General features: G+C 73.6%; 15 protein-coding genes. 6 read left to right on the forward strand and 9 right to left on the reverse strand.

Annotation, left to right across the window (positions count from 1 at the left end):
- Positions 1 to 169 precede the first annotated feature (169 nt).
- Positions 170 to 889, forward strand: coding sequence for a helix-turn-helix domain-containing protein (locus tag DEJ43_RS12495; RefSeq protein ID WP_015033724.1), 720 nt, complete (start codon positions 170 to 172; stop codon positions 887 to 889).
- A 16-nt stretch (positions 890 to 905) separates the two neighbouring features.
- On the opposite strand, the gene DEJ43_RS12500 is transcribed toward DEJ43_RS12495, so the two are convergent.
- The 6 genes from DEJ43_RS12500 to iolC form a co-directional block, all read right to left on the reverse strand.
- A complete protein-coding gene (locus tag DEJ43_RS12500; RefSeq protein ID WP_015033725.1) occupies positions 906 to 1,802 on the reverse strand; it encodes an ABC transporter permease in 897 nt (298 codons plus the stop codon).
- Complete coding sequence (locus DEJ43_RS12505) at positions 1,799 to 4,462, reverse strand: CocE/NonD family hydrolase (protein ID WP_015033726.1); 2,664 nt, start codon at positions 4,460 to 4,462, stop codon at positions 1,799 to 1,801. The genes DEJ43_RS12500 and DEJ43_RS12505 overlap by 4 nt, the downstream gene beginning before the upstream one ends.
- Positions 4,463 to 4,696: 234 nt before the next feature.
- Entirely contained in the window at positions 4,697 to 6,199 is a 1,503-nt protein-coding gene (gene mmsA / locus DEJ43_RS12510; protein WP_015033727.1) for a CoA-acylating methylmalonate-semialdehyde dehydrogenase, read from the reverse strand.
- A gap of 22 nt (positions 6,200 to 6,221) precedes the next feature.
- Positions 6,222 to 8,093 carry a 3D-(3,5/4)-trihydroxycyclohexane-1,2-dione acylhydrolase (decyclizing) gene (gene iolD, locus DEJ43_RS12515; protein WP_015033728.1) on the reverse strand — a complete coding sequence of 624 codons (1,872 nt, stop codon included), beginning with the start codon at positions 8,091 to 8,093 and terminating at the stop codon, positions 6,222 to 6,224.
- Positions 8,090 to 8,914, reverse strand: coding sequence for a 5-deoxy-glucuronate isomerase (gene iolB / locus DEJ43_RS12520; protein WP_015033729.1), 825 nt, complete (start codon positions 8,912 to 8,914; stop codon positions 8,090 to 8,092). The genes iolD and iolB overlap by 4 nt, the downstream gene beginning before the upstream one ends.
- Before the next feature lie 9 nt (positions 8,915 to 8,923).
- On the reverse strand, positions 8,924 to 9,871 hold the full coding sequence (iolC, locus tag DEJ43_RS12525) for a 5-dehydro-2-deoxygluconokinase (protein ID WP_233448057.1): 948 nt from the start codon (positions 9,869 to 9,871) through the stop codon (positions 8,924 to 8,926).
- A gap of 195 nt (positions 9,872 to 10,066) precedes the next feature.
- Here iolC and DEJ43_RS12530 point away from each other — a divergent pair, with 195 nt between their 5' ends.
- Both DEJ43_RS12530 and DEJ43_RS12535 read left to right on the forward strand, forming a co-directional pair.
- On the forward strand, positions 10,067 to 10,990 hold the full coding sequence (locus DEJ43_RS12530) for a sugar phosphate isomerase/epimerase family protein (RefSeq protein ID WP_015033731.1): 924 nt from the start codon (positions 10,067 to 10,069) through the stop codon (positions 10,988 to 10,990).
- 262 nt (positions 10,991 to 11,252) lie between these two features.
- Positions 11,253 to 11,450 (forward strand): helix-turn-helix transcriptional regulator, encoded by a 198-nt coding sequence (locus DEJ43_RS12535; protein WP_015033732.1) that lies wholly within the window; start codon positions 11,253 to 11,255, stop codon positions 11,448 to 11,450.
- A gap of 155 nt (positions 11,451 to 11,605) precedes the next feature.
- Here the strand turns inward: DEJ43_RS12535 and DEJ43_RS12540 are convergent, their stop codons facing one another.
- Entirely contained in the window at positions 11,606 to 12,898 is a 1,293-nt protein-coding gene (locus DEJ43_RS12540) for a hypothetical protein (protein ID WP_015033733.1), read from the reverse strand.
- 16 nt (positions 12,899 to 12,914) lie between these two features.
- Positions 12,915 to 15,197: an MMPL family transporter gene (locus tag DEJ43_RS12545; RefSeq protein WP_015033734.1), complete on the reverse strand. Its 2,283-nt coding sequence runs from the start codon at positions 15,195 to 15,197 to the stop codon at positions 12,915 to 12,917.
- A 163-nt stretch (positions 15,198 to 15,360) separates the two neighbouring features.
- Here DEJ43_RS12545 and DEJ43_RS12550 point away from each other — a divergent pair, with 163 nt between their 5' ends.
- On the forward strand, positions 15,361 to 16,083 hold the full coding sequence (locus DEJ43_RS12550; RefSeq protein ID WP_015033735.1) for a TetR/AcrR family transcriptional regulator: 723 nt from the start codon (positions 15,361 to 15,363) through the stop codon (positions 16,081 to 16,083).
- Here the strand turns inward: DEJ43_RS12550 and DEJ43_RS12555 are convergent.
- Complete coding sequence (locus tag DEJ43_RS12555; protein WP_015033736.1) at positions 16,061 to 17,269, reverse strand: cation:proton antiporter; 1,209 nt, start codon at positions 17,267 to 17,269, stop codon at positions 16,061 to 16,063. The two genes, DEJ43_RS12550 and DEJ43_RS12555, sit on opposite strands and share 23 nt — an antisense overlap.
- Positions 17,270 to 17,396: 127 nt before the next feature.
- On the opposite strand from DEJ43_RS12555, the gene DEJ43_RS12560 reads away from it, so the two are divergent.
- The gene (locus tag DEJ43_RS12560; RefSeq protein WP_015033737.1) at positions 17,397 to 17,621 is read left to right on the forward strand and encodes a heavy-metal-associated domain-containing protein; all 225 of its coding nucleotides are present in this window, start codon (positions 17,397 to 17,399) and stop codon (positions 17,619 to 17,621) included.
- 70 nt (positions 17,622 to 17,691) lie between these two features.
- Entirely contained in the window at positions 17,692 to 19,902 is a 2,211-nt protein-coding gene (locus tag DEJ43_RS12565; protein ID WP_015033738.1) for a heavy metal translocating P-type ATPase, read from the forward strand.
- Positions 19,903 to 20,387 lie beyond the last annotated feature (485 nt).

Raw genomic sequence — 20,387 nt, forward strand, 5'->3', positions numbered from 1 at the left:
AGGCCCGCGGGGAGCAGTCGAAGGAGTTGCGGATGGATCTCGATGCGGCAACGGCGGCCGGGGGGGCGCGGGGTGGCATGGATTCGCCATCCTTTTCAACAGGGCTTGTCACCGTGTGCAGTCGCATGCGTACATGGAGTGGACATCGATCGGGCGGGGGTGGTGAGCGGTGGCAGAGAGCGCGGGCTCCGTGATGCTCGCCCGTTCGGCGATGAACCGGGCCGCGACCGAGGGACAGCGGCCCGCGGGGCGCCCGGTCCGGGGTGCGCGGCGCATCAGCGCGGCGCTCGCCGGGCTGGCCGCTTCCACCCGGTACGAGCTGCTGACCTTCGACGACCCGGTCGCGTCGGCGGGATGCGCGATCCCCGAGCCGTTCCTGGAGCTGGCGGGGGCCTGTATGCGGGCGGCGGCGGAGCGGGCCGGGGAGGTCAGGAGGATCGTGCCGCGGCACGCGCTGCCCCGGCTCGAAGACGGTCCTCGGATTCCCGGGCGGGCCCGGCTCGCGGAGTCCATCCCGTTCAAGATGATCGTCGTCGACCGGACGGTGGCGGCGGTCCCGCTCGACCTGGAGCTGTTGTACAACGGGCTGCTGCTGATCCGGGACCCGGTGGTCGTGCAGGCCCTCGCCCGGGCCCATCACGCCTGCTGGGCGGCGGCCGAGGACCTGACGTACGCGCCGCCGCCCCCGCCGCCGCCCCGCGATCTGCCGCCGCAGCTGCGGCCGGTGCTCGACGCCCTCGTGGCGGGGCTCACGGACGAGACGGCGGCGGCCCGGCTCGGCATGTCCGCGCGGACCTACTCCCGGCGGGTGGGCGAGCTGATGGCGGCCCTCGGCACGACGAGCCGCTTCCGCGCGGGTGCGGAAGCGGCTCGAAGGGGGTGGCTGTGAGAAGACCCTGAGCGGGCTACGACACGATGTCCTTGCGGGCGAAGCCGCGGAAGGCGAGCGCGAAGAGCACCAGGGCGTACGTCAGGGAGATCGCCGTGCCCTTCACCATGCCGCCCCACTCCAGCTGCGGCTGGAGCGCGTCGATCCAGGCGAACTGCCAGTGCGCGGGCAGGTACTCGCGCCAGTCGCCGAGCGCGGTGACGGCGTCCAGGACGTTGCCGACGATGGTCAGGCCGACGGCGCCGCCCACCGCGCCGAGCGGGGCGTCGGTGCGGGTGGACAGCCAGAAGGCGAGGCCCGCGGTGACCAGTTGGGAGGCGAAGACGAACGCGACGGCGACGGCGATCCGCAGCAGCGCGTCCCCGGCGGGCACCGCACCGCCGGTGGGCAGCCGGAGCGGCCCCCAGCCGTAGGCGACCGTGCCCACGGCCAGCGCCACGAGCGGAAGGAGGACCATCGCGGCCGCGCTGAAGCCGAGGGCGACCGCCAGCTTGGACGCGAGGAGCCGGGACCGGGGGACGGGCGCGGCCAGGAGGTAGCGCAGCGAGGACCAGCTCGCCTCGGAGGCGACGGTGTCCCCGCAGAACAGCGCCACCGGGATGACGAGGAGGAAGCCGGCCGAGACGAAGAGGCAGGTGGCGGCGAAGTTGGCGCCCGAGGCGGTCGCGGTGTCCATCAGGGTGATGCGGCCCCTGCCGTCGCTGTCCGAGTCGCCGCCGATCGCGAAGGCGATGAGCAGGACGAACGGCAGGGCGACGAGGATGCCGCCCATGATCAGGGTGCGGCGGCGCTTCCACTGGCGCAGGGCCTCGACGCGCAGCGGCAGGGTGCGTCCGGGGCGGTAGCCCGGGGCGGAGTCCACGGCGGCCGGGGCTGCCGTGGGAGCCGTCGGGGTGTCGAGCAGCGGGCTCATGCGGCTCCTCCGATCAGGGTCAGGAACGCGTCTTCGAGGCGCCGGTGCGGTCCGACGCCGGTCAGCGGCACGTCGAGGGCGACGAGTTCGCCGATGAGGGTGGTCGCGTCCAGGGTGTCGAGGCGGACGAGGAGGCCGCCGTCGGTGCGGGTCGCCGTGGCGACGCCGGGGAGGGCGCCGATCTTCTCGACGAGCGCGTCGGGGACGGCCGCCCCGAGCGTCACGAGCAGGGTGTCGCCGGAGCCGGTGATCTCGGCGACCGGTCCGGCCTGCACGAGCTGGCCCCGGTCCATGACGACGAGGTGGGTGCAGGACTGCTCGACCTCGGCGAGGAGGTGGCTGGAGACGATGACGGTGCGGCCGCCGGCCGCGTACCGGATCATGACCTCGCGCATCTCACGGATCTGCGGCGGGTCGAGTCCGTTGGTGGGCTCGTCCAGGATCAGCAGGTCCGGCAGGCCGAGCATGGCCTGCGCGAGGGCGAGGCGCTGCCGCATGCCCTGCGAGTAGGTGCGGACGGCCCGGTCGAGGGCGTTGCCGAGGTTGGCGATGCGCAGGGCCTCGTCGACGTGGGCGTCCTCGGCGGGGCGGCCGGTGGCCTTCCAGTACAGGTCGAGGTTCTCCCGGCCATTGAGGTGCGGCAGGAAGCCGGCGCCCTCGACGAAGGAGCCGACCCGGGAGAGGACCGGGGCGCCGGGCCGGATGGCCTGGCCGAAGACCCGGATCTCGCCCTCGTCGGGGGTGATCAGGCCCATCAGCATGCGCAGGGTGGTGGTCTTTCCGGCTCCGTTGGGGCCGAGGAGGCCGAGGACCTGGCCCTGCTCGACGCGGAAGGAGAGGTCCTTGACGCTGTACCGGTCGCCGCCCTTGTACTTCTTGGAGAGCCCACTGATCTGGAGCGGTACGGCGGCCAGTGCGGGGTCGGGCGCGGGGGCGGCGGTGCGGCGGCGGGCGGTGAGCAGCAGCGCGGCGGCGACGGCGAGGCCGAGCAGCGGCAGGCCCCAGACCCACCAGGGCAGCGCGGCGGCCTGGGTGTCGAGGCCGGGCGCGGTCGGGACGGTGAGCGGGCTCTCGACGGCGACGGTGTAGTCGGCGGGGACGGTCGGGGAGGCGTAGCCGAGGTCGGTGGCGGCGACGACGAGCCGGAGCCGGTGGCCGGCCTCCACCTCGTGGTCGATCGCGGGCAGGGTGAGCGTGACGCTCTTCCCGGCCGCGGCCCCTCCCTTCGTGGCTCCGTCGACGCGGACGGGGGCGACGAGTTGGGCGGGCAGCACCTGCTGGCGCCCGTCGGGCCCGACGTCGTACAGCTTGGCGAAGAGGACGGCGGAACCGTCGCTCGCGGTGGAGCCGACCTTGACGCGGACGGTGGGCGTGCCGGTGATCCGAAGGGGCTCGTCCTGCGGCTTCGCGTCGAACCGGGCGTGCTGACCGGGGAAGTCGAGGGAGAGGCCGACGCCGAGGGAGGAGAGTCCGGCGACTCCCCCGCCGAGGCCGGGGACGGCCGAGACGGCGGGCGGTGCGGCTCCGGCCGGGTTGGCGAAGGTCTGCGCCGCTCCGGCGAGCGGGATGCTCGTGGGGCCGGCGGTGAGTCCCGGGTAGCGGTCGGCGGTCGCGGCGCGCAGGGTGGCCTGTCCGTCGGTGGAGTCGACGCCGCCGGTCCGGCTGACCCGGAAGGCGGGGCCGGTGTCGGCGGAGGTGTCCTTCTTCAGCCAGCGGTCGAACCAGCTGCTGATCCGGCGCTCGACGCGCTCGGTCTCGCGGTCGCCGCCGTCGTGGCCGCCGGAGATCCAGTCGACGGCGACGGGGGCGCCGTTGGCGGTGAGGGTACGGGCCATGGCGTCGGACTGGGCCAGGGTGAAGAGCGAGTCGGACTGGCCCTGGACGAGGAGGGCGGGCACCTTGATCCTGGCTCCGACGGCGGCGGGGCTGCGGGCTTCGAGGAGGGCGCGGGCGGCGGCGTCGGGCTTGCCGTTGACCGCGACGCGCTCGTAGAGGGCGCAGAGTTCGGGGGTGAAGCGGCCACAGGCGGCGGTCTTCCCCGCGGGGGTCGCGGCGCCCGGCTGGTTGCCCGCCGAGAAGAAGATCCCCGCCCAGAGCTTCTTGAAGACGCCTTCGGGGAACAGCGCGTCGGCGAGGTTCCAGTAGGTGATCTGCGGGGCGATGGCGTCGACGCGCGGGTCGTGTCCGGCGGCCAGCAGCGAGAGCGCGCCGCCGTAGGAGGCGCCGGTGACGCCCACGCGCGGGTCGCCCGGCTTGTCGAGGAGCACCTCGGGCCGCGCGGCGAGCCAGTCGATCAGCTTCCGGGCGTCCTTGACCTCGTGGTCGGGGTCGTTGAGCCCGATCTCACCGCCGGAGGCGCCGAAGCCGCGCGCGGACCAGGTGAGCACGGCGTAGCCGTCGCGGGCGAGTTGCTCGGCCTGGGCGCGGACGTCGTCCTTGGAGCCGCCGAAGCCGTGGCCGAGGAGGACGGCCGGCCGGCGTCCGTCCCCGTCGCCCGTGAAGTACGAGGTGTCGAGCCGGGTGCCGTCGAGGTCGAGCATCCGGTCCGCCCGGTGGACGGGCGGCGGATCGTCCGAGGCGACGGCGGTCCAGGTGCCGGCACCCGCGAGGACGGCGAGGACGGCGGTGACCGCGGCCCACCGGGGAAGTCGGAGTCGCATGGTGTCGAGCCTAAGCGGGCCCGCTGGGGAGCACGGCGGCCAGGGGGCGGAGGCGGCCGCCCTCCTGGAGTCGTACGGCCGGGTCCGCGCGTACCACGGGCGCGGTATCCCCCGCCCAAAGGGAACGGCCCCCGGGGTGTGCTGTCAGCACCCCGGGGGCCGTGGTCGCGCACCGCCGGAGCCGGGGGCCGCGGGGGCCCGCCGGCGTCGGCGGTGACGGGGAGCGGGCCGGCGTCAGTGGTTGCGCGGGAAGCCCAGGTCCACGCCGGCGGGGGCCTCGGAGGGGTCCGGCCAGCGGGTGGTGACGACCTTGCCGCGGGTGTAGAAGTGCACGCCGTCGTTGCCGTAGATGTGGTGGTCGCCGAAGAGCGAGTCCTTCCAGCCACCGAAGGAGTGGTAGCCCACCGGCACCGGGATCGGCACGTTCACGCCGACCATGCCGGCCTCGACCTCCAGCTGGAAGCGGCGGGCGGCGCCGCCGTCGCGGGTGAAGATCGCGGTGCCGTTGCCGAACGGCGAGGCGTTGATGAGGGCGAGGCCCTCCTCGTAGGACTCGGCGCGCAGCACGCAGAGCACCGGGCCGAAGATCTCGTCCTGGTAGGCCTTGGCGGTGGTGGGCACGTGGTCCAGGAGGGAGAGGCCGATCCAGTGGCCGTTCTCGTGGCCCTCCACCGTGTAGCCGGTGCCGTCGAGGACGACCTCGCAGCCCTCGTCGGCCGCGCCGTGGACGTACGAGGCGACCTTGTCGCGGTGGACGGCCGTGATGAGCGGGCCCATCTCGGAGGTCGGGTCGGTGCCGGGGCCGATCTTGATCTTCTCGGCGCGCTCGCGGATCTTCTGCACCAGCTCGTCGCCGATGGAGCCGACGGCCACGACCGCGGAGATGGCCATGCAGCGCTCGCCGGCGGAGCCGTACGCCGCGGAGACGGCCGCGTCGGCCGCCGCGTCGAGGTCGGCGTCGGGGAGGACCAGCATGTGGTTCTTCGCGCCGCCGAGGGCCTGCACGCGCTTGCCGTTGGCGGAGGCGGTGGTGTGGATGTGGCGGGCGATCGGGGTGGAGCCGACGAAGGAGACCGCGGCGACGTCCGGGTGCTCCAGGAGCCGGTCCACGGCCACCTTGTCGCCGTGCAGGACGTTGAAGACGCCGTCCGGGAGGCCCGCCTCGGCGAGCAGCTCGGCGATCTTCAGGGACGGCGAGGGGTCCTTCTCGCTCGGCTTGAGGATGAAGGTGTTGCCGGTCGCGATGGCGATCGGGAACATCCACATCGGCACCATGGCCGGGAAGTTGAAGGGCGTGATGCCCGCGACGACGCCCACCGGCTGGCGGATCGACGCCACGTCGACCCGGTTCGACACCTGGGTGGAGAGCTCGCCCTTGAGCTGGGTGGTGATGCCGCAGGCCAGGTCGACGATCTCCAGGCCGCGGGCGACCTCGCCGAGGGCGTCCGAGTGGACCTTGCCGTGCTCGGCGACGATCAGCTCGGCGATCGCGTCGCGGTTGGCGTCGAGGAGCGCGCGGAACTTGAAGAGGATCGTGGTGCGCTGGGCGAGCGAGGAGGTACCCCAGGTCGCCCAGGCGTCCTTGGCGGCGGCGACGGCGGCGTCGACCTCCTCGACGGAGGCGAGCGCGACCTTGGTGGTCACGGCGCCGGTGGCCGGGTCGGTGACCGGGCCCCAGTTGCCCGACGTGCCCTCGACGCTCTTGCCACCGATCCAGTGGTTGACGGTCTTCGTCATGACGGAATGCTCCTTCTGGCTGTTACAGGTGGCGGCGTCGGGCGGTGACGTGCCGGTCGTACTCCTCGCGGGCCTTGACCGCCGACGGGCGGGTCGAGGTCTCGGCCACGGGCACATCCCACCACGCCTGGGCGGGGGGCGCGCCCGACACACTGTCTGCCGTTTCGGTCTCGACGTAGACACATGTGGGAACCGTCGCCGCTCGCGCGTCGGCGAGGGCTTCCCGCAGGTCACGCACGGTGCGTGCGGGCAGCACCCGCATGCCGAGGGAGGCGGCGTTGGCGGCCAGGTCGACGGGGAGCGGTGCTCCGGTGAAGGTGCCGTCGGGTGCCCGGAAGCGGTAGTCGGTGCCGAAGCGCTCGGCGCCGACGGCCTCGGACAGGCCGCCGATCGAGGCGTAGCCGTGGTTCTGGAGGATGACCACGGTGAGGGGCAGCCGCTCCTGGACGGCGGTGACGATCTCGGTGGGATTCATCAGATACGTACCGTCGCCGACGAGCGCCCAGACGGGCCGGCCGGGGGCGGCGAGGGCGACGCCGATCGCGGCGGGGATCTCGTAGCCCATGCACGAGTAGCCGTACTCGACGTGGTACTGGTCGGTGGAGCGGGCCCGCCACAGCTTGTGGAGGTCGCCGGGGAGCGAGCCCGCGGCGTTGATCAGGATGTCGGTGCCGTCGACCAGGGTGTCGAGTACGCCGAGGACCTGGGCCTGGGTGGGGCGGGCGTCCTCGCTCCGCGGGGTGTAGGCGGCGTCGGTGCGTTCCTGCCAGTCCTGCTTGGCGGCGGCCCACCGTGCGGTGCCGGGCCGGTGGTCGGCGGGGGTTTCGGTGAGGGCCTCGGTGAGGGCGAGGAGTCCCTCGCGGGCGTCGGCGACGAGCGGCAGCGCGGCCTGCTTGTGGGCGTCGAACCCGGTGATGTTGAGGTTGACGAACCGGGCGTCGGGGCGGAAGAGGGTGCCGGATGCGGTGGTGAAGTCGGTGTGGCGGGTGCCGACGCCGATGATCAGGTCGCTGGTGCGGGCGAGGTCGTTGGCGGTGGCGGTGCCGGTGTGGCCGATGCCGCCGACGTCGCAGGGGTGGTCCCAGGGCAGGGCTCCCTTGCCGGCCTGGGTGGTGGCGACGGGGAGGCCGGCCCGCTCGGCGAAGGTGCGCAGGGCGTCCTCGGCGGCGCTGTGCCTGACTCCGCCGCCGGCGATGACCAGCGGCCGCCGGGCGGCGCCGACCGCCCGTGCCGCCGCGTCGAGTTCGGCGGTGTCGGGCCGTGGGCGGCGCACGGTCCAGGTCCGCTCGGCGAGGAACTCCTCGGGCCAGTCGTAGGCCTCGGCCTGGACGTCCTGGGGCAGTGCGAGGGTGACGGCCCCGGTGTCGGCGGGGTCGGTGAGGACGCGTACGGCGGCGAGGGCGGCCGGGATCAGTGCTTCGGGGCGGGTGATCCGGTCGAAGTAGCGCGAGACGGGCCGCAGGCAGTCGTTGACGGACACCTCGCCCGCGTACGGCACTTCGAGCTGCTGGAGGACGGGGTCGGCGGGGCGGGTGGCGAAGGTGTCGCCGGGGAGCAGGAGGACGGGCAGCCGGTTGACCGTGGCGAGGGCGGCGCCGGTGACGAGGTTGGTGGCGCCGGGGCCGATGGAGGTGGTGACGGCGTGGGTGGAGAGCCGGCGGGACTGGCGGGCGTAGCCGACGGCGGCGTGCACCATGGCCTGTTCGTTGCGGCCCTGGTGGTACGGCATGAGGCCGGGGTCCTCGACGAGTGCCTGGCCGATGCCGGCGACGTTCCCGTGGCCGAAGATGCCCCAGGTGGCGGTGATCAGCCGCTGCCGGGCGCCGTCGCGTTCGGTGTGCTGCGCGGCGAGGAAGCGCAGCAGGGCCTGGGCGACGGTGAGCCGGACGCTCATGCGTATCCCTCCGTGTGGTCGGGGTGGAAGCAGATCTTCCACTCCCGCTCGGGTCCGGGGCCCGCCATGACGTTGAGATAGAAGAGGGCGTGACCCGGCTGGGCGATGGACGGGCCGTGCCAGCCGTCGGGGACGAGCACGGCGTCGCCGTGCCGGACCTCGGCGAGCAGCTCGGCGCCGCCGGGGCGGGAGGGGGAGATCCGCTGGTAGCCGAGGCCGGCCGGGCCCTCGATCTCGTAGTAGTAGATCTCCTCGAGGACCGACTCCGTGCCGGGGCGGTGCTCGTCGTGCTTGTGCGGCGGGTAGGAGGACCAGTTGCCGCCGGGGGTGACGACCTCGACGGCGATGAGCCGGTCGCAGTCGAAGGCGTCGGCCGAGGCGAAGTTCCGCACCTGGCGGGCGCGGTTGCCGCTGCCCCGGGTCTCGACGGGAACCTCCGGCGCGGGGCCGTAGCGGGCGGGGAGTCGTCGCTCGCACTTCGCTCCTGCCAAAGCGAAGCGGCCTCCCGCGCCGGAGGCGATCTGGGCGTGGGCGTCGCGCGGTACATAGGCGAAGTCGGTCACTCCGTCGAACACGCTTGCGCGGCCCGTGAGTTCGAGGATCTCGCCGTCGACGCGCACGCTACAGGCACCGGAGAGGGGAAGCACGACCCATTCGGAATCCCCGCTCGCGAAGGTGTGGTGCTCCCCCGGTGCGAGGGTGAGGACGCGGAGGGCGGAGTACGTCCATCCGGCCCGCCCCGGGTCGATGTCGACCGTGTACGGGCCGTGGGCGGCGGCCCCGGCGGGGAGGTGGAGGGACGGGGGGCGGTGGGTGCTCATGACGGACCCCTACCCCTTTTCCGGCAGGGTGCCGGAGCCCGTGGCGAGGGCCTCGTCGATCTCGGCGGCGTACGGCATGGCGGCGGAGCAGGCGAGCCGGCCGGCGACGATCGACCCGGCGGCGTTGGCCCGGCGCAGGGTCGTGCCGAGCTCCTCGCCGGCGAGCAGGCCGTGGACGAGGGCCCCGCCGAACGCGTCGCCCGCGCCGAGGCCGTTGACCACCTCCACCGGCAGCGGCGGCACCTCGGCGGCCGTCCCGTCGGCGGCGAGCGCGAGGACGCCCTCGGGGCCCCGTTTCACGACGGCGAGCCGGACGGCGCCGGTCGCGAGCAGGGCCCGGGCGGCGGCGTACGGTTCGCGCTCCCCGGTCGCGACCTCGCACTCGTCGAGGTTGCCGACGGCGACGGTCGCGTGCCGCAGCGCCTGCGCGTAGTACGGGCGGGCCGACGCGGGGTCCGCCCAGAACATCGGCCGCCAGTCCAGGTCGAGGACCGTCACCTCGCGGCCGGCCCTGGCCCGCAGCGCCTCCAGGGTCGCCGTACGGCTGGGTTCGGCGCAGAGTCCGGTGCCGGTGGCCCAGAAGACCCGGGCGGCGCGGATCGCGTCCAGGTCCAGCTCGTGCGGGTGGATCTCCAGGTCGGGGGCGTGGGGGCGGCGGTAGAAGGTGAGGGGGAAGTCGTCGGGCGGGAAGAGGGCGCAGAAGGTGAGGGGGGTGGGGTGCTCCTCGACCTCGGTCACCCAGCGGTCGTCCACCCCGAACCCCTTGAGTTCGCGGCGCAGATAGCCGCCGAAGGGGTCGGCGCCGGTGCGGGAGACGAGGGCGGTGCGACGGCCCAGGCGGGCGGCGGCGACGGCGACGTTGGCCGGGGAGCCGCCGAGGAACTTGGCGAAGGTCTCGACGCGGTCGAGCCCGACGCCGGTCTGGAGCGGGTACAGGTCCACGCCGAGGCGCCCCATGGTGATCAGGTCGTACGGCTCCGACTCCACCCGCGCCACCTCTCGCGTCCGGCTTGCGCGCCCAGGGCTCTCCGCACCCAGGTCTAGCCGTCCGCCCGGAGGCGTGTCAACGATATGTCCGGACATTCGGACGACGTGACCGGGCCGTGGCGGCCTCCTTGACGCTGCTCGCGGGCCCCGGTCAAGGTGGCAGACATGACGACGCCGTCACCGCAGCCGCCCCCGCCCGCGTCCCGTATCCGGATCGGCTCCGCGCCGGACTCCTGGGGGGTGTGGTTCCCCGACGATCCCCGGCAGGTGCCCTGGCAGCGCTTCCTCGACGAGGTGTCGGGAGCGGGGTACGGGTGGATCGAGCTCGGTCCGTACGGCTATCTGCCCACCGATCCGGCCCTCCTGACGGAGGAGACCACCCGGCGCGGTCTCAGGGTCTCGGCGGGGACGGTCTTCACCGGGCTGCACCGCGGCCCCGAGGTCTGGGACCGTACCTGGGCGCACGTCGCGGAGAACGCCGCCCTCGCGCAGGCCATGGGCGCGGGCCATCTCGTGGTGATCCCGGCCTTCTGGCGCGACGACCGGACGGGCGAGGTCCTTGAGGACCGGACGCTGACCGCCGGGCAGTGGCGGGACCTGACCCGGCTCACCGAGCGCCTCGGCCGGGAGGTGCGCGAGCGGTACGGGCTGCGGGTGGTGGTGCATCCGCACGCGGACACGCACCTGGACGACGAGGAGAGCGTGACGCGGTTCCTGGACGCCACCGACCCGGAGGCGGTGTCGCTCTGTCTGGACACCGGGCACTACGCGTACGCCGGCGGGGACAGCGTGAAGCTGATCGAGACGTACGGCGAGCGGATCGGCTACCTCCATCTGAAGCAGGTGGACCCGGAGGTGCTGGCCCGGGTGGTGGCCGAGGGGGTGCCGTTCGGTCCGGCGGTGGCGCGGGGCGTGATGTGCGAGCCGCCGGCGGGGGTGCCCGCGCTCGAACCGGTCCTGGCGGCCGCGTCGGCGCTGGACGTGGACCTGTTCGCGATCGTCGAGCAGGACATGTATCCGTGCGACCCGGACGCCCCGTACCCGATCGCGCTCCGGACCCGGCGCTTCCTTCGCTCCTGCGGCGTGTGACCGGCGCATACCTCTCTGACCAGGGGTGCGGCACGGGGACACGCCGATGTCCCGATGGCTCGCTTTCGTCACACTCGTCCCTCCGGCGTCACGCATATCTCCGTTACGCGGGCTTTCCGTCACAGGCGCTCGACAGCCGCTCCCCTCCTGTCTGAGGGGGTCGTTGCAGGGGGCAATGGCTCAGTGATCGCCAACGCCCGCCCGCAGCGCCCCCGAACGGCACCCCCGCCGCCGCTGCGCGGCGCGCAGGGAGGTACCAGGCATGACGGACAGAAGGCTCTGGTCGTACAAGGACATCGCCGCGCACATCCGGGTCCAGCCCGACACGGTCCGCTCCTACCGGAAGCACGGCCTGCTGCCGGCCCCCGACCACGTCGAGTCGGGCAAGCCCTACTGGTACGCGGACACGATCCGCGCCTGGGTCGCCAGCCGCCCCGGCAACCGGGGCCGCCGCGACTGAACCGGCGAGCGGACCGCCCGCCTTCCAGGGCCGGCCCCGGCGATCCCCGGGCCGGCCCCGGCGCGTCCGGGCTCGAAGCGTGCGCCGCGAGCTCGAAGCCGTGCGCTGCGGCCTCGAAGCCGGGCGCGTGCGGGCTCGAAGCCGGCGCTGTGGGCTCAGAGCACCAGGTCGTACTGGTTCCAGCCCCAGCCGATCCGCTGCCGGGCCGGCTCGACCGATCCCCCCGTGCCGTGGTGCGCCCACAGGTCGCCGTTCCGGTCGCGGGCCAGGAGGTCCGGCGGGGCCTGGTGGCCGGGGCCGCTGACGGGCGCGAGTGCCGTGTAGCCGTTCCAGCCGCCGCCGACGCGGACGCGCGGGCGGAGCGGGACGGCCGGGTCGGGGCCCCCGGTGCCGGGGTGGAGCCAGAGGGCGCCGGCCGTGTCCCTGGCCGCGAGGCCCGTACCCCACGGGGTGACAGCGGTGTAGGCGTTCCAGCCGCCGCCGACCCGGGCGCGGGGCCCGAAGGGAGCCGCCGGCGGCGCCGCGGGCCGGCGCGGGTAGTGCCAGAGGACCCCGGTCCTGTCCCGCGCGAGGAGCCCGTCGGGCAGGGCGACGAGCGAGGTGTACGCGTTCCACCCGCCGCCGACGCGGACGCGCGGCCAGAACGGGGCGGCGGGGTCGCCGGAGCCCGCGTAGTACCAGAGGACGCCGTCGCGGTCGCGGGCCACCAGGTCGCCCTCGCCGTCCGCCGTCGGACGGCCGAGCGGGGCGAGCGCCGTGTAGCCGTTCCAGCCGCCGCCGATCCGCGTGCGGGCCTTCAGCGGGGTGCCGGGCCGGCCCGTGGCCTCGTACCGCCACAGGACGCCGGAGCGGTCCCGGGCGTGCAGCACCGAGCGGTACGGCGCCTCCAGGGCGCCCTGGACGAACGCCATGTCGAGGCCGCCCCGGGAGAGTTCGGCTCCCGCGCCGTCGGTGACGACCAGGTCGCCGCTGGTCTCGTGCCGGGCGAGGAGGCCCCACGAGTCGGCGTCGACGCGGATCGCGTAGGTGAGGAGGGGTGCGGCCGCGGTGTCCGGCAGGTCGAGGGAGGGTCCGCGGCCCTCCGCGGGTCCGCGCACCGAGCACGCCGTGAACGCCCCGCCGTTCACGGCGCACCACCAGCGGATGTGGCCGAGCACGCCCGGCCGGTCGCCGCCCGGCGTCCATTCGAGGCCCGGCAGCCGCAGCGACGCCTTCACCGGGCCGGCCGCGCCGCCCGGCAGCGCGGCCGTCGCGTAGGTGGTGACCGGCCCCTCCTCGCCGGCGGGAACGGTCAGCGGGCCTCCGTGCTGCACGGCCGTCCCCGGCGCGGGGCCGGCGGCCGGGGCCGGGAGGGGCGCGGCGGAGGCCGGCGCCCCTGCGGCGGCGAGGGGGAAGAGAGCGGCGAGCAGAGCCGTCGCCGCGACCAGGAACGTACGCGTGCGTGTCATGGATCCCCCTTGAGGGTCATGGGCGCAGGGAGGTCATCTCCCGTCGTGTCTCGGACACCTCTTCGACGTCCGGGGTCGGTCCGGGGTTGTACGCGTCCGACTCGCTGATGCCGAAGCGGTCGTGGAAGCGGCGCAGCGGGCCGGGGGCCCACCAGGTGAGGCGGCCGGTCAGTTTCATCACGGCGGGGACGAGGAGGCTGCGGACCACCATGGCGTCCATGAGGACGGCGAGGGCGACACCGAGGCCGAGCATCTTGGTGTTGGTGACGCGGGAGGTGCCGATGGCGACCATCACGACGGCGAGGATCACGGCGGCGGCGGTGATGAGGCCGCCGGTGTGGCGCAGGCCGAAGCGGACGGAGTGCTCGTGCTCGCCGGTGCGGTCGTACTCCTCCTTGACGCGGGAGAGCAGGAACACCCCGTAGTCCATGGAGAGTCCGAAGGCCACGCAGAACATGAGCACCGGCAGGGTCGTCTCGATGTCGCCGGTGGGGGTGAAGCCGAGGAATCCGGCCAGGTGCCCGTCCTGGAAGACCCAGACCACCGCGCCGAACATCGCGGTGAGGCTGAGGGCGTTGAGGACGACGGCCTGGACGGGGATGAGGACGCTGCCGGTGAGCAGGAAGACCAGGAGCAGCGTGACGAGGACGATGATCGCCGCGGCCCAGGGCAGCCGTTCGGCGAGGGCGTCCTTGGAGTCGACGAGGACGGCGGCCTGGCCGGTCACGGAGGTGTCGAACGGGGCGGGTTCGGCCCGCAGTTCGGTCACGGTCCGCTGGGCGTCGGGGCCGACGGCCTCGCCGTCGGGGACGACGGTGAAGTAGGCCCGGCCGCCGCCGGCGGTGACGGGTCCGTCGGCGCGGGCGACCCCGTCGAGGCCGGCGATCCGCTCGCGGTAGTCCGCGTACTGCGCGGGGGTGGCCGCGCCTTCGGCGAGGACGGTGATGCCGCCGCCGGGGTCGCCGGGGAAGCCGTCCCGCAGCTGGTCCTGGACGACCCGGGAGGAGGCGGTGGCGGGCAGCTGGCGGTCGTCGGCGGTGCCGAACCTCACGCCCAGGAAGGGCAGTCCGAGGAGGACGAGGCCGGCCGTGGTGAGGACGGCGAAGACGGGCGCCCTGCGCATCACGAGCGCGGTGGCCCGCCCCCAGCCGGCGCCCTCGCCGCCGGCGCCCTCGCCGCCGTCGGCCTTCCGGCCGGACGCTCGGCCGCGCCGGAGCAGGCGGCGCAGGTCGAGGGCGTTGACCCGGTCGCCGAGCAGGACGAGGGCCGCCGGGAGGAGGGTGAGCGCGGCGGTGGCGGCGAGCAGGACCACGGCTATCCCCGCGTACGCGAAGGAGCGCAGGAAGTACTGCGGGAAGACCAGCATCGCGGCCAGTGAGACGGCGACGGTCAGGGCGGAGAAGAGCACGGTCCGTCCGGCGGTGCGCAGGGTGGTGCGGACGGCGGTGTACGTGTCGGCGCCGGTGGCGAGTTCCTCGCGGTAGCGGCGGACGACGAACAGGGCGTAGTCGATGGCGAGTCCGAGCCCGAGGGCGGTCGTCAGGTTCTGCGCGAAGACGGAGACGTCGGTGAACTCGGTGATGCCGCGCAGCACGGCGTTGGTGCCGAGGATGGCGACGATGCCGACGCCGAGCGGCAGCAGGGCGGCCACCGCGCTGCCGAAGACCATGACGAGCAGGACGAGGGTGAGGGGCAGGGCGATGAGCTCGGCCCGCAGCAGGTCCTCCTGGATGACGGTCTGCATCTCGTGGCGTACGGCGAGGCCGCCGCCCAGGGAGACCTCGACGGGGCCGTGCGTGCCCCGGTACTCGGGGGCGATCCGGTCGAGGACGGCCGCGGCGTCCTTCTCCTCGCCGGCGATCCGGGCGGCGATCACGGCCTTGCGGCCGTCCTCGGAGCGGAGCGCGGGCGAGCCGGTGGACCAGTAGGACCCGACGCCGTCGACGCCGGGCTCGGCGTCGAGCCGCTCGGCGAGCTTCCGGGCCTGGGCGGCGACCGCCGGGGCGTCCGCCCCGGCCGCTCCGGCGTCGACGAGCAGGATCAGGTTCGGCTGGGAGCCGGGGAACTGCCGGGCGAGCGCCTCGGTCGCGTACGTGGACTCGGCGGCCGGGTCCTCCCAGCCGCCGCTGCCCATCCGGTCCGCGACCCCGCCGCCGGCCAGGACGGCGAGGGCGGTGAGGACGAGGGCGACGAGCAGGGTGAGGCGGGGGCGGGCGGTCACGAACCGCGTCCAGCCGCCGGAGCCCGCCCGCTGGGCGGTGGCTCCCCCTCCGGGTGCTGATTTCTTGACTTCGGCCATGACGAGGTGTCCCCTTCACCTGACCCCTGTGCGTGCTTCCCGGCAGGTCACATGGGTCGCCCATTGCCATAAACTGGCAAACACGAGTGATCACTCGCGTTTCTCAAGAATGCGAGCGACCTCTCGTGTTTGTCAAACGTGTCGAGGAGAGTCGGGAACAGCCATGTCCGACGACAGGTCAGCCGTCAGGTCCGATGACCGGCCCGAGGAGCCGAAGCCGCCCCGCCGCCAGGCACGCGGCGAGCGGCGCATCACCCAGCTGCTCCAGGCCGCCGCGAAGGTCTTCTGCGCCAACGGCTACACGGCGTCCAGCACCAACGCGATCGCCCGCGAGGCGCACGTCTCGCCCGGCACCCTCTACCAGTACTTCCCGAACAAGGAAGCCATCGCGATCGAGCTCGGCGAGCGCCTGCTGCACGAGATGCGGGAGGCCCACGGCCAGGCGTTCACCCCGGCGAACCTCTCCCTGCCGCTGCCCGGGCTGCTGGACGCCGTGGTCGACCCGATGATCGAGTTCAACTGCGCCAACCCGGCCTTCCTCGCCCTGATGCACGGCTCCGACGTCCCCGGCCGGATCGCGGAGGAGCACGACGAACTGCACGCGACCCTCCTCACCCGCGTGCAGGAGGTGATCGCCCACTACGCGCCCACACTTCCCCCCGAGGACCGCCTCCGGACCGCGAACATGACCTTCGCCGCCTTCAAGGGGGGCCTCGACCTCGTCCTCGCCGCACCCGAGGGGGCCGAACGGGACGCCATGGTGGCCGAGTTGAAGACGCTCCTGCTGCGCTACCTGTCCCCGCTGGTCGAGGAGTCACCGGCCGGCGGACCCCCGGCCGCAGGACCCCCGGCCGGACGGCCGGTCACCACGACTCCGAGCCGCTGAGCTCCTCGGACGGCCGCGCCTTCGCCCCCGACCGCGACTTCAGCGCGATCAGCGGGAAGACGAGGACGGACACCATGGCCGCCCCGACGAGCGCCGCGGCCTCCCCCGCCGTCATCGCCTTGTCGTCCACGCCGATGGTGGTGATCGCGACGACCAGCGGCAGCGCCGTGGAGCCGTAGAGCACGAGCGCGCCCCGGTCCCCGCGGCCGAGGTCGCGCGGCGCGAGGAACCAGATCGGCCCGCCGCGCACCACCAGGAAGAGCAGCAGGAAGACCGGCAGCAGGACCAGGGTCCTGCCCCCTTCGAGGAGCGAGTCCAGGTCGAACTCGATCCCGGTGACCACGAAGAAGACCGGGACGAGGAAGCCGAAGCCGACGCCCTCGATCTTCTCCAGGATCCGCGGCCCCGACTCGGGCGCGGCCCCGGTGAGGACCAGCCGGGTGATGAGCCCGGCGGCGAAGGCGCCGAGGAGGATGTCGAGGCCGAGGGCCTGCGAGGCGCCCAGCATGAGGGCGAGCAGCAGGAAGACGAACCGCACCGCGAACTGCCCGCTGCTGTGCAGGGTCTTGGCGATGATCCGGGAGAACCACGGCGGGCGCGGCCGGAGCGCCCAGAACACCGCGCCGGCGGTGAGCGCGGCGAAGACCGCGAGGAGCACGGTCGACTCGCCCGCGCCGCGCCCGCTGAGCAGCAGGGCCATCGCGATGATCGGGCCGAACTCGCCGACCGCGCCGAAGGCCATGACGACCGATCCGAACCGTCCGTGGAGGTCGCCCTCGTCCCTGAGGACGGGCAGCACGGTGCCGAGCGCGGTGCTGGTGAGGGCGACTCCGACGAAGACGCCCTTGGTCCAGCCGCCGGCGAGCAGGACGCCGGTGCCGAGGCCGAGCACGAGGGCGATCAGCCAGGCCCGGACGGAGCGGTTGAGGGTGTCGCCGCGGATCTTGCCGAACTCGATCTCGTACCCCGCGAGGAAGATCAGCATGGTGAGGCCGAGCTGCGAGAGGCCGTCGATCAGCGCGTCGGAGCGGGCCCAGTCCAGGACGTCGGGGCCGACGACGATGCCCAGCAGGATCTCGAAGATGACGAGGGGGACGGGGAGCCACCGTCCGGCCAGGTAGGCGAGCAGGGGGGCCAGGACGGCGATCGTCATGATCAGGATGAGCGTGATCCCCGAATGCGACATATCGGGTGTTTACCATGGCTTCCGACGGGGCGCCGGGTCGCACACGACGTCAGCGCGACTGGATTAATACCCCCCAGGGGTATAACCTCGATAGCGTACGACCCTGAACCCCCAGGAGGAGAGCGCCATGTCCGCAGAGACGAAGACCGAACTCACCACCGTCTACCAGGTCAAGGGCATGACCTGCGGCCACTGCGAGGGCGCGGTCTCGAGCGAGATCTCCGAGATCCCCGGCGTCTCCGCGGTCACGGCCGTCGCCAAGACCGGCGAGGTCACCGTCGTCTCCGACGCCCCCCTCGACCGCGAGGCCGTCGCCGCCGCCGTGGACGAGGCCGGCTACGAGCTGGTCTGACCGCCTCCCGGACAAGCCGCGCAGGGCCGTACCGTTACCTGGTACGGCCCTGCTCCCGTTGGGAAACCCCATGCCAAGCACCACGGTCACCGAGCTGACGATCGGCGGAATGACCTGCGCCTCCTGCGCCGCCCGCATCGAGAAGAAGCTCAACCGGCTGGACGGCGTCACCGCCACCGTCAACTACGCCACCGAGAAGGCGCACGTCGAGCACACGCCGGACGTCGACGTCGACGCGCTGATCGCCACCGTCGTGAAGACCGGCTACACCGCGGACGTACCCCTGCCACCGGCACCGGAGCAGCAGGAAGAGGCGGCACAGGACCCCGAGCTCGCCGCCCTCCGGCAGCGGCTCACCGTCTCCGCGCTCCTCGCCGCGCCCGTCGTCCTGCTCGCCATGGTCCCGAGCCTCCAGTTCGACAACTGGCAGTGGCTCTCCCTCACCCTCGCCGCTCCCGTCGTCGTCTGGGGCGGACTGCCCTTCCACCGGGCCACCTGGACCAACCTCCGGCACGGCGCCGCCACCATGGACACCCTCGTCTCGGTCGGCACCCTCGCCGCCTTCGGCTGGTCGCTCTGGGCACTCTTCCTCGGCGACGCCGGCATGCCCGGCATGCGGCACGGCTTCGACCTGACCGTCGACCGCTCCGCCGCCTCCTCCGCGATCTACCTGGAGGTCGCCGCCGGAGTCGTCACCTTCATCCTCCTCGGCCGCTACCTGGAGGCCCGCGCCAAGCGCAAGGCCGGCACCGCCCTGCGGGCCCTGATGGAACTCGGCGCCAAGGACGTGGCCGTGCTGCGCGCGGGGACGGAGGTACGGGTCCCGGTCACCGCCCTGCGGACCGGCGACCTCTTCGTCGTACGGCCCGGGGAGAAGATCGCCACCGACGGCACCGTCACCGAGGGCGCCTCCGCCGTCGACGCCTCCCTGCTCACCGGCGAATCCCTGCCGCTCGACGTCACCGAGGGCAGCCCCGTCACCGGCGGCTGCGTCAACGTCTCCGGCCGGCTCGTCGTCCGCGCCACCCGCGTCGGCGCCGACACCCGGCTCGCCCGGATGGCCAAGCTCGTCGAGGACGCCCAGAACGGCAAGGCCGACGTGCAGCGGCTCGCCGACCGGATCTCCGCCGTCTTCGTGCCCGTCGTCCTGCTCCTCGCGCTCGGCACCCTCGTCACCTGGCTGCTGCTCACCGACGACCCGACGGCCTCCTTCACCGCCGCCGTCGCCGTCCTGATCATCGCCTGCCCCTGCGCCCTGGGCCTCGCCACCCCCACCGCCCTCATGGTCGGCACCGGCCGCGGCGCCCAGCTCGGCATCCTCATCAAGGGACCCGAGGTCCTGGAGTCCACCCGCCGCGTCGACACCGTCGTCCTCGACAAGACGGGGACGGTCACCACCGGCCGGATGCGACTGGCCGGTGTGCGGGTGTACGGCGGGAAGTACGGCACCGACGCCACCGACGAGACCGAACTGCTCCGGCTGGCCGGAGCCCTGGAGCACTCCTCCGAACACCCGGTGGCCCGCGCCGTCGCTACCGCCGCCGCCGCGCGCTGCGGGGAACTCCCCGTACCCAAGACCTTCGAGAACGTCCCCGGACTCGGCGTACGCGGCTCGGTCGACGGCCACCTCGTCCTCGTCGGCCGCGCGGCACTGCTCACCACGGAGGGCGTCACCGTGCCGGCGGGGGCGGAGCCCGGCGCCGTCCACGTCGCCTGGGACGGCGTCGCCCGCGGCACCCTGACCGTCCGGGACACCGTCAAGGACACCAGCGCGGAGGCCGTCACCCGGCTGCGCGCCCTGGGACTGCGCCCGGTCCTCCTCACCGGCGACCACCGGGCGGAGGCGGAGGCCGTCGCGGCGGAGGTCGGCATCGACGAGGTGATCGCGGAGGTCCTCCCTGAGGAGAAGGCCGAAGTGGTCCGGCGGCTCCAGGCGGAGGGCCGGACGGTCGCGATGGTCGGCGACGGGGTGAACGACGCGGCCGCGCTCGCGACGGCGGACCTGGGCCTGGCGATGGGGACGGGCACGGACGCGGCGATCGAGGCGAGCGATCTGACCCTGGTACGGGGCGACCTGCGGGTCGCGGCCGACGCCATCCGGCTCGCCCGCCGCACCCTGGCGACGATCAAGGGCAACCTCGGCTGGGCCTTCGGCTACAACCTGGCGGCCCTGCCGCTGGCGGCGGCCGGATTCCTCAACCCGATGATCGCCGGACTCGCCATGGCCTTTTCGTCCGTCTTCGTCGTATCCAACAGCCTTCGTCTGCGGCGCTTCACGTGAATTCACCTACACGTGACGCACAGGACCTTCACAAGGAGACCTAGATCACAGATATTGGGGGGTAACCATCTGGGCTGTTCGCGAGTCTAAGTGGGCGATGCCGAGAACGTCTTGGGGGACGTTCATGGAATGTCTTGGGGGACGTTCCTAGGCAAGCGTTGGCCGGGGCACGTGCACCGGGGAGCTTTGAGCGGCCCTCCCGTACGTACCCCGGCAGACCGCGCAGCGCCCGACCCGCGTAGCTTCTGCCGACACCGCAGACGCCCGGCCCGGATCCCGTGGGGGGAATCCGCACCGGGACATGGGAAGCGCCCCGCTCGTCGACCCGTGGGGGGATCGACGACGCGGGGCGCTTCCTCTTTTTTTCAAGGCTCGGTTCGCCTCCGGGGCGCTGGAGCCTGTGGGGGCACGGCGATCGTGCTCGACCCTCCTTCGTCGGGCCTCCGCGCGTTCGCCGCGCCCCCACAGGCGCGCCCCTTCGGCTC

Source organism: Streptomyces venezuelae ATCC 10712, from assembly GCF_008639165.1.
Taxonomy (GTDB): Bacteria; Actinomycetota; Actinomycetes; order Streptomycetales; family Streptomycetaceae; genus Streptomyces; species Streptomyces venezuelae.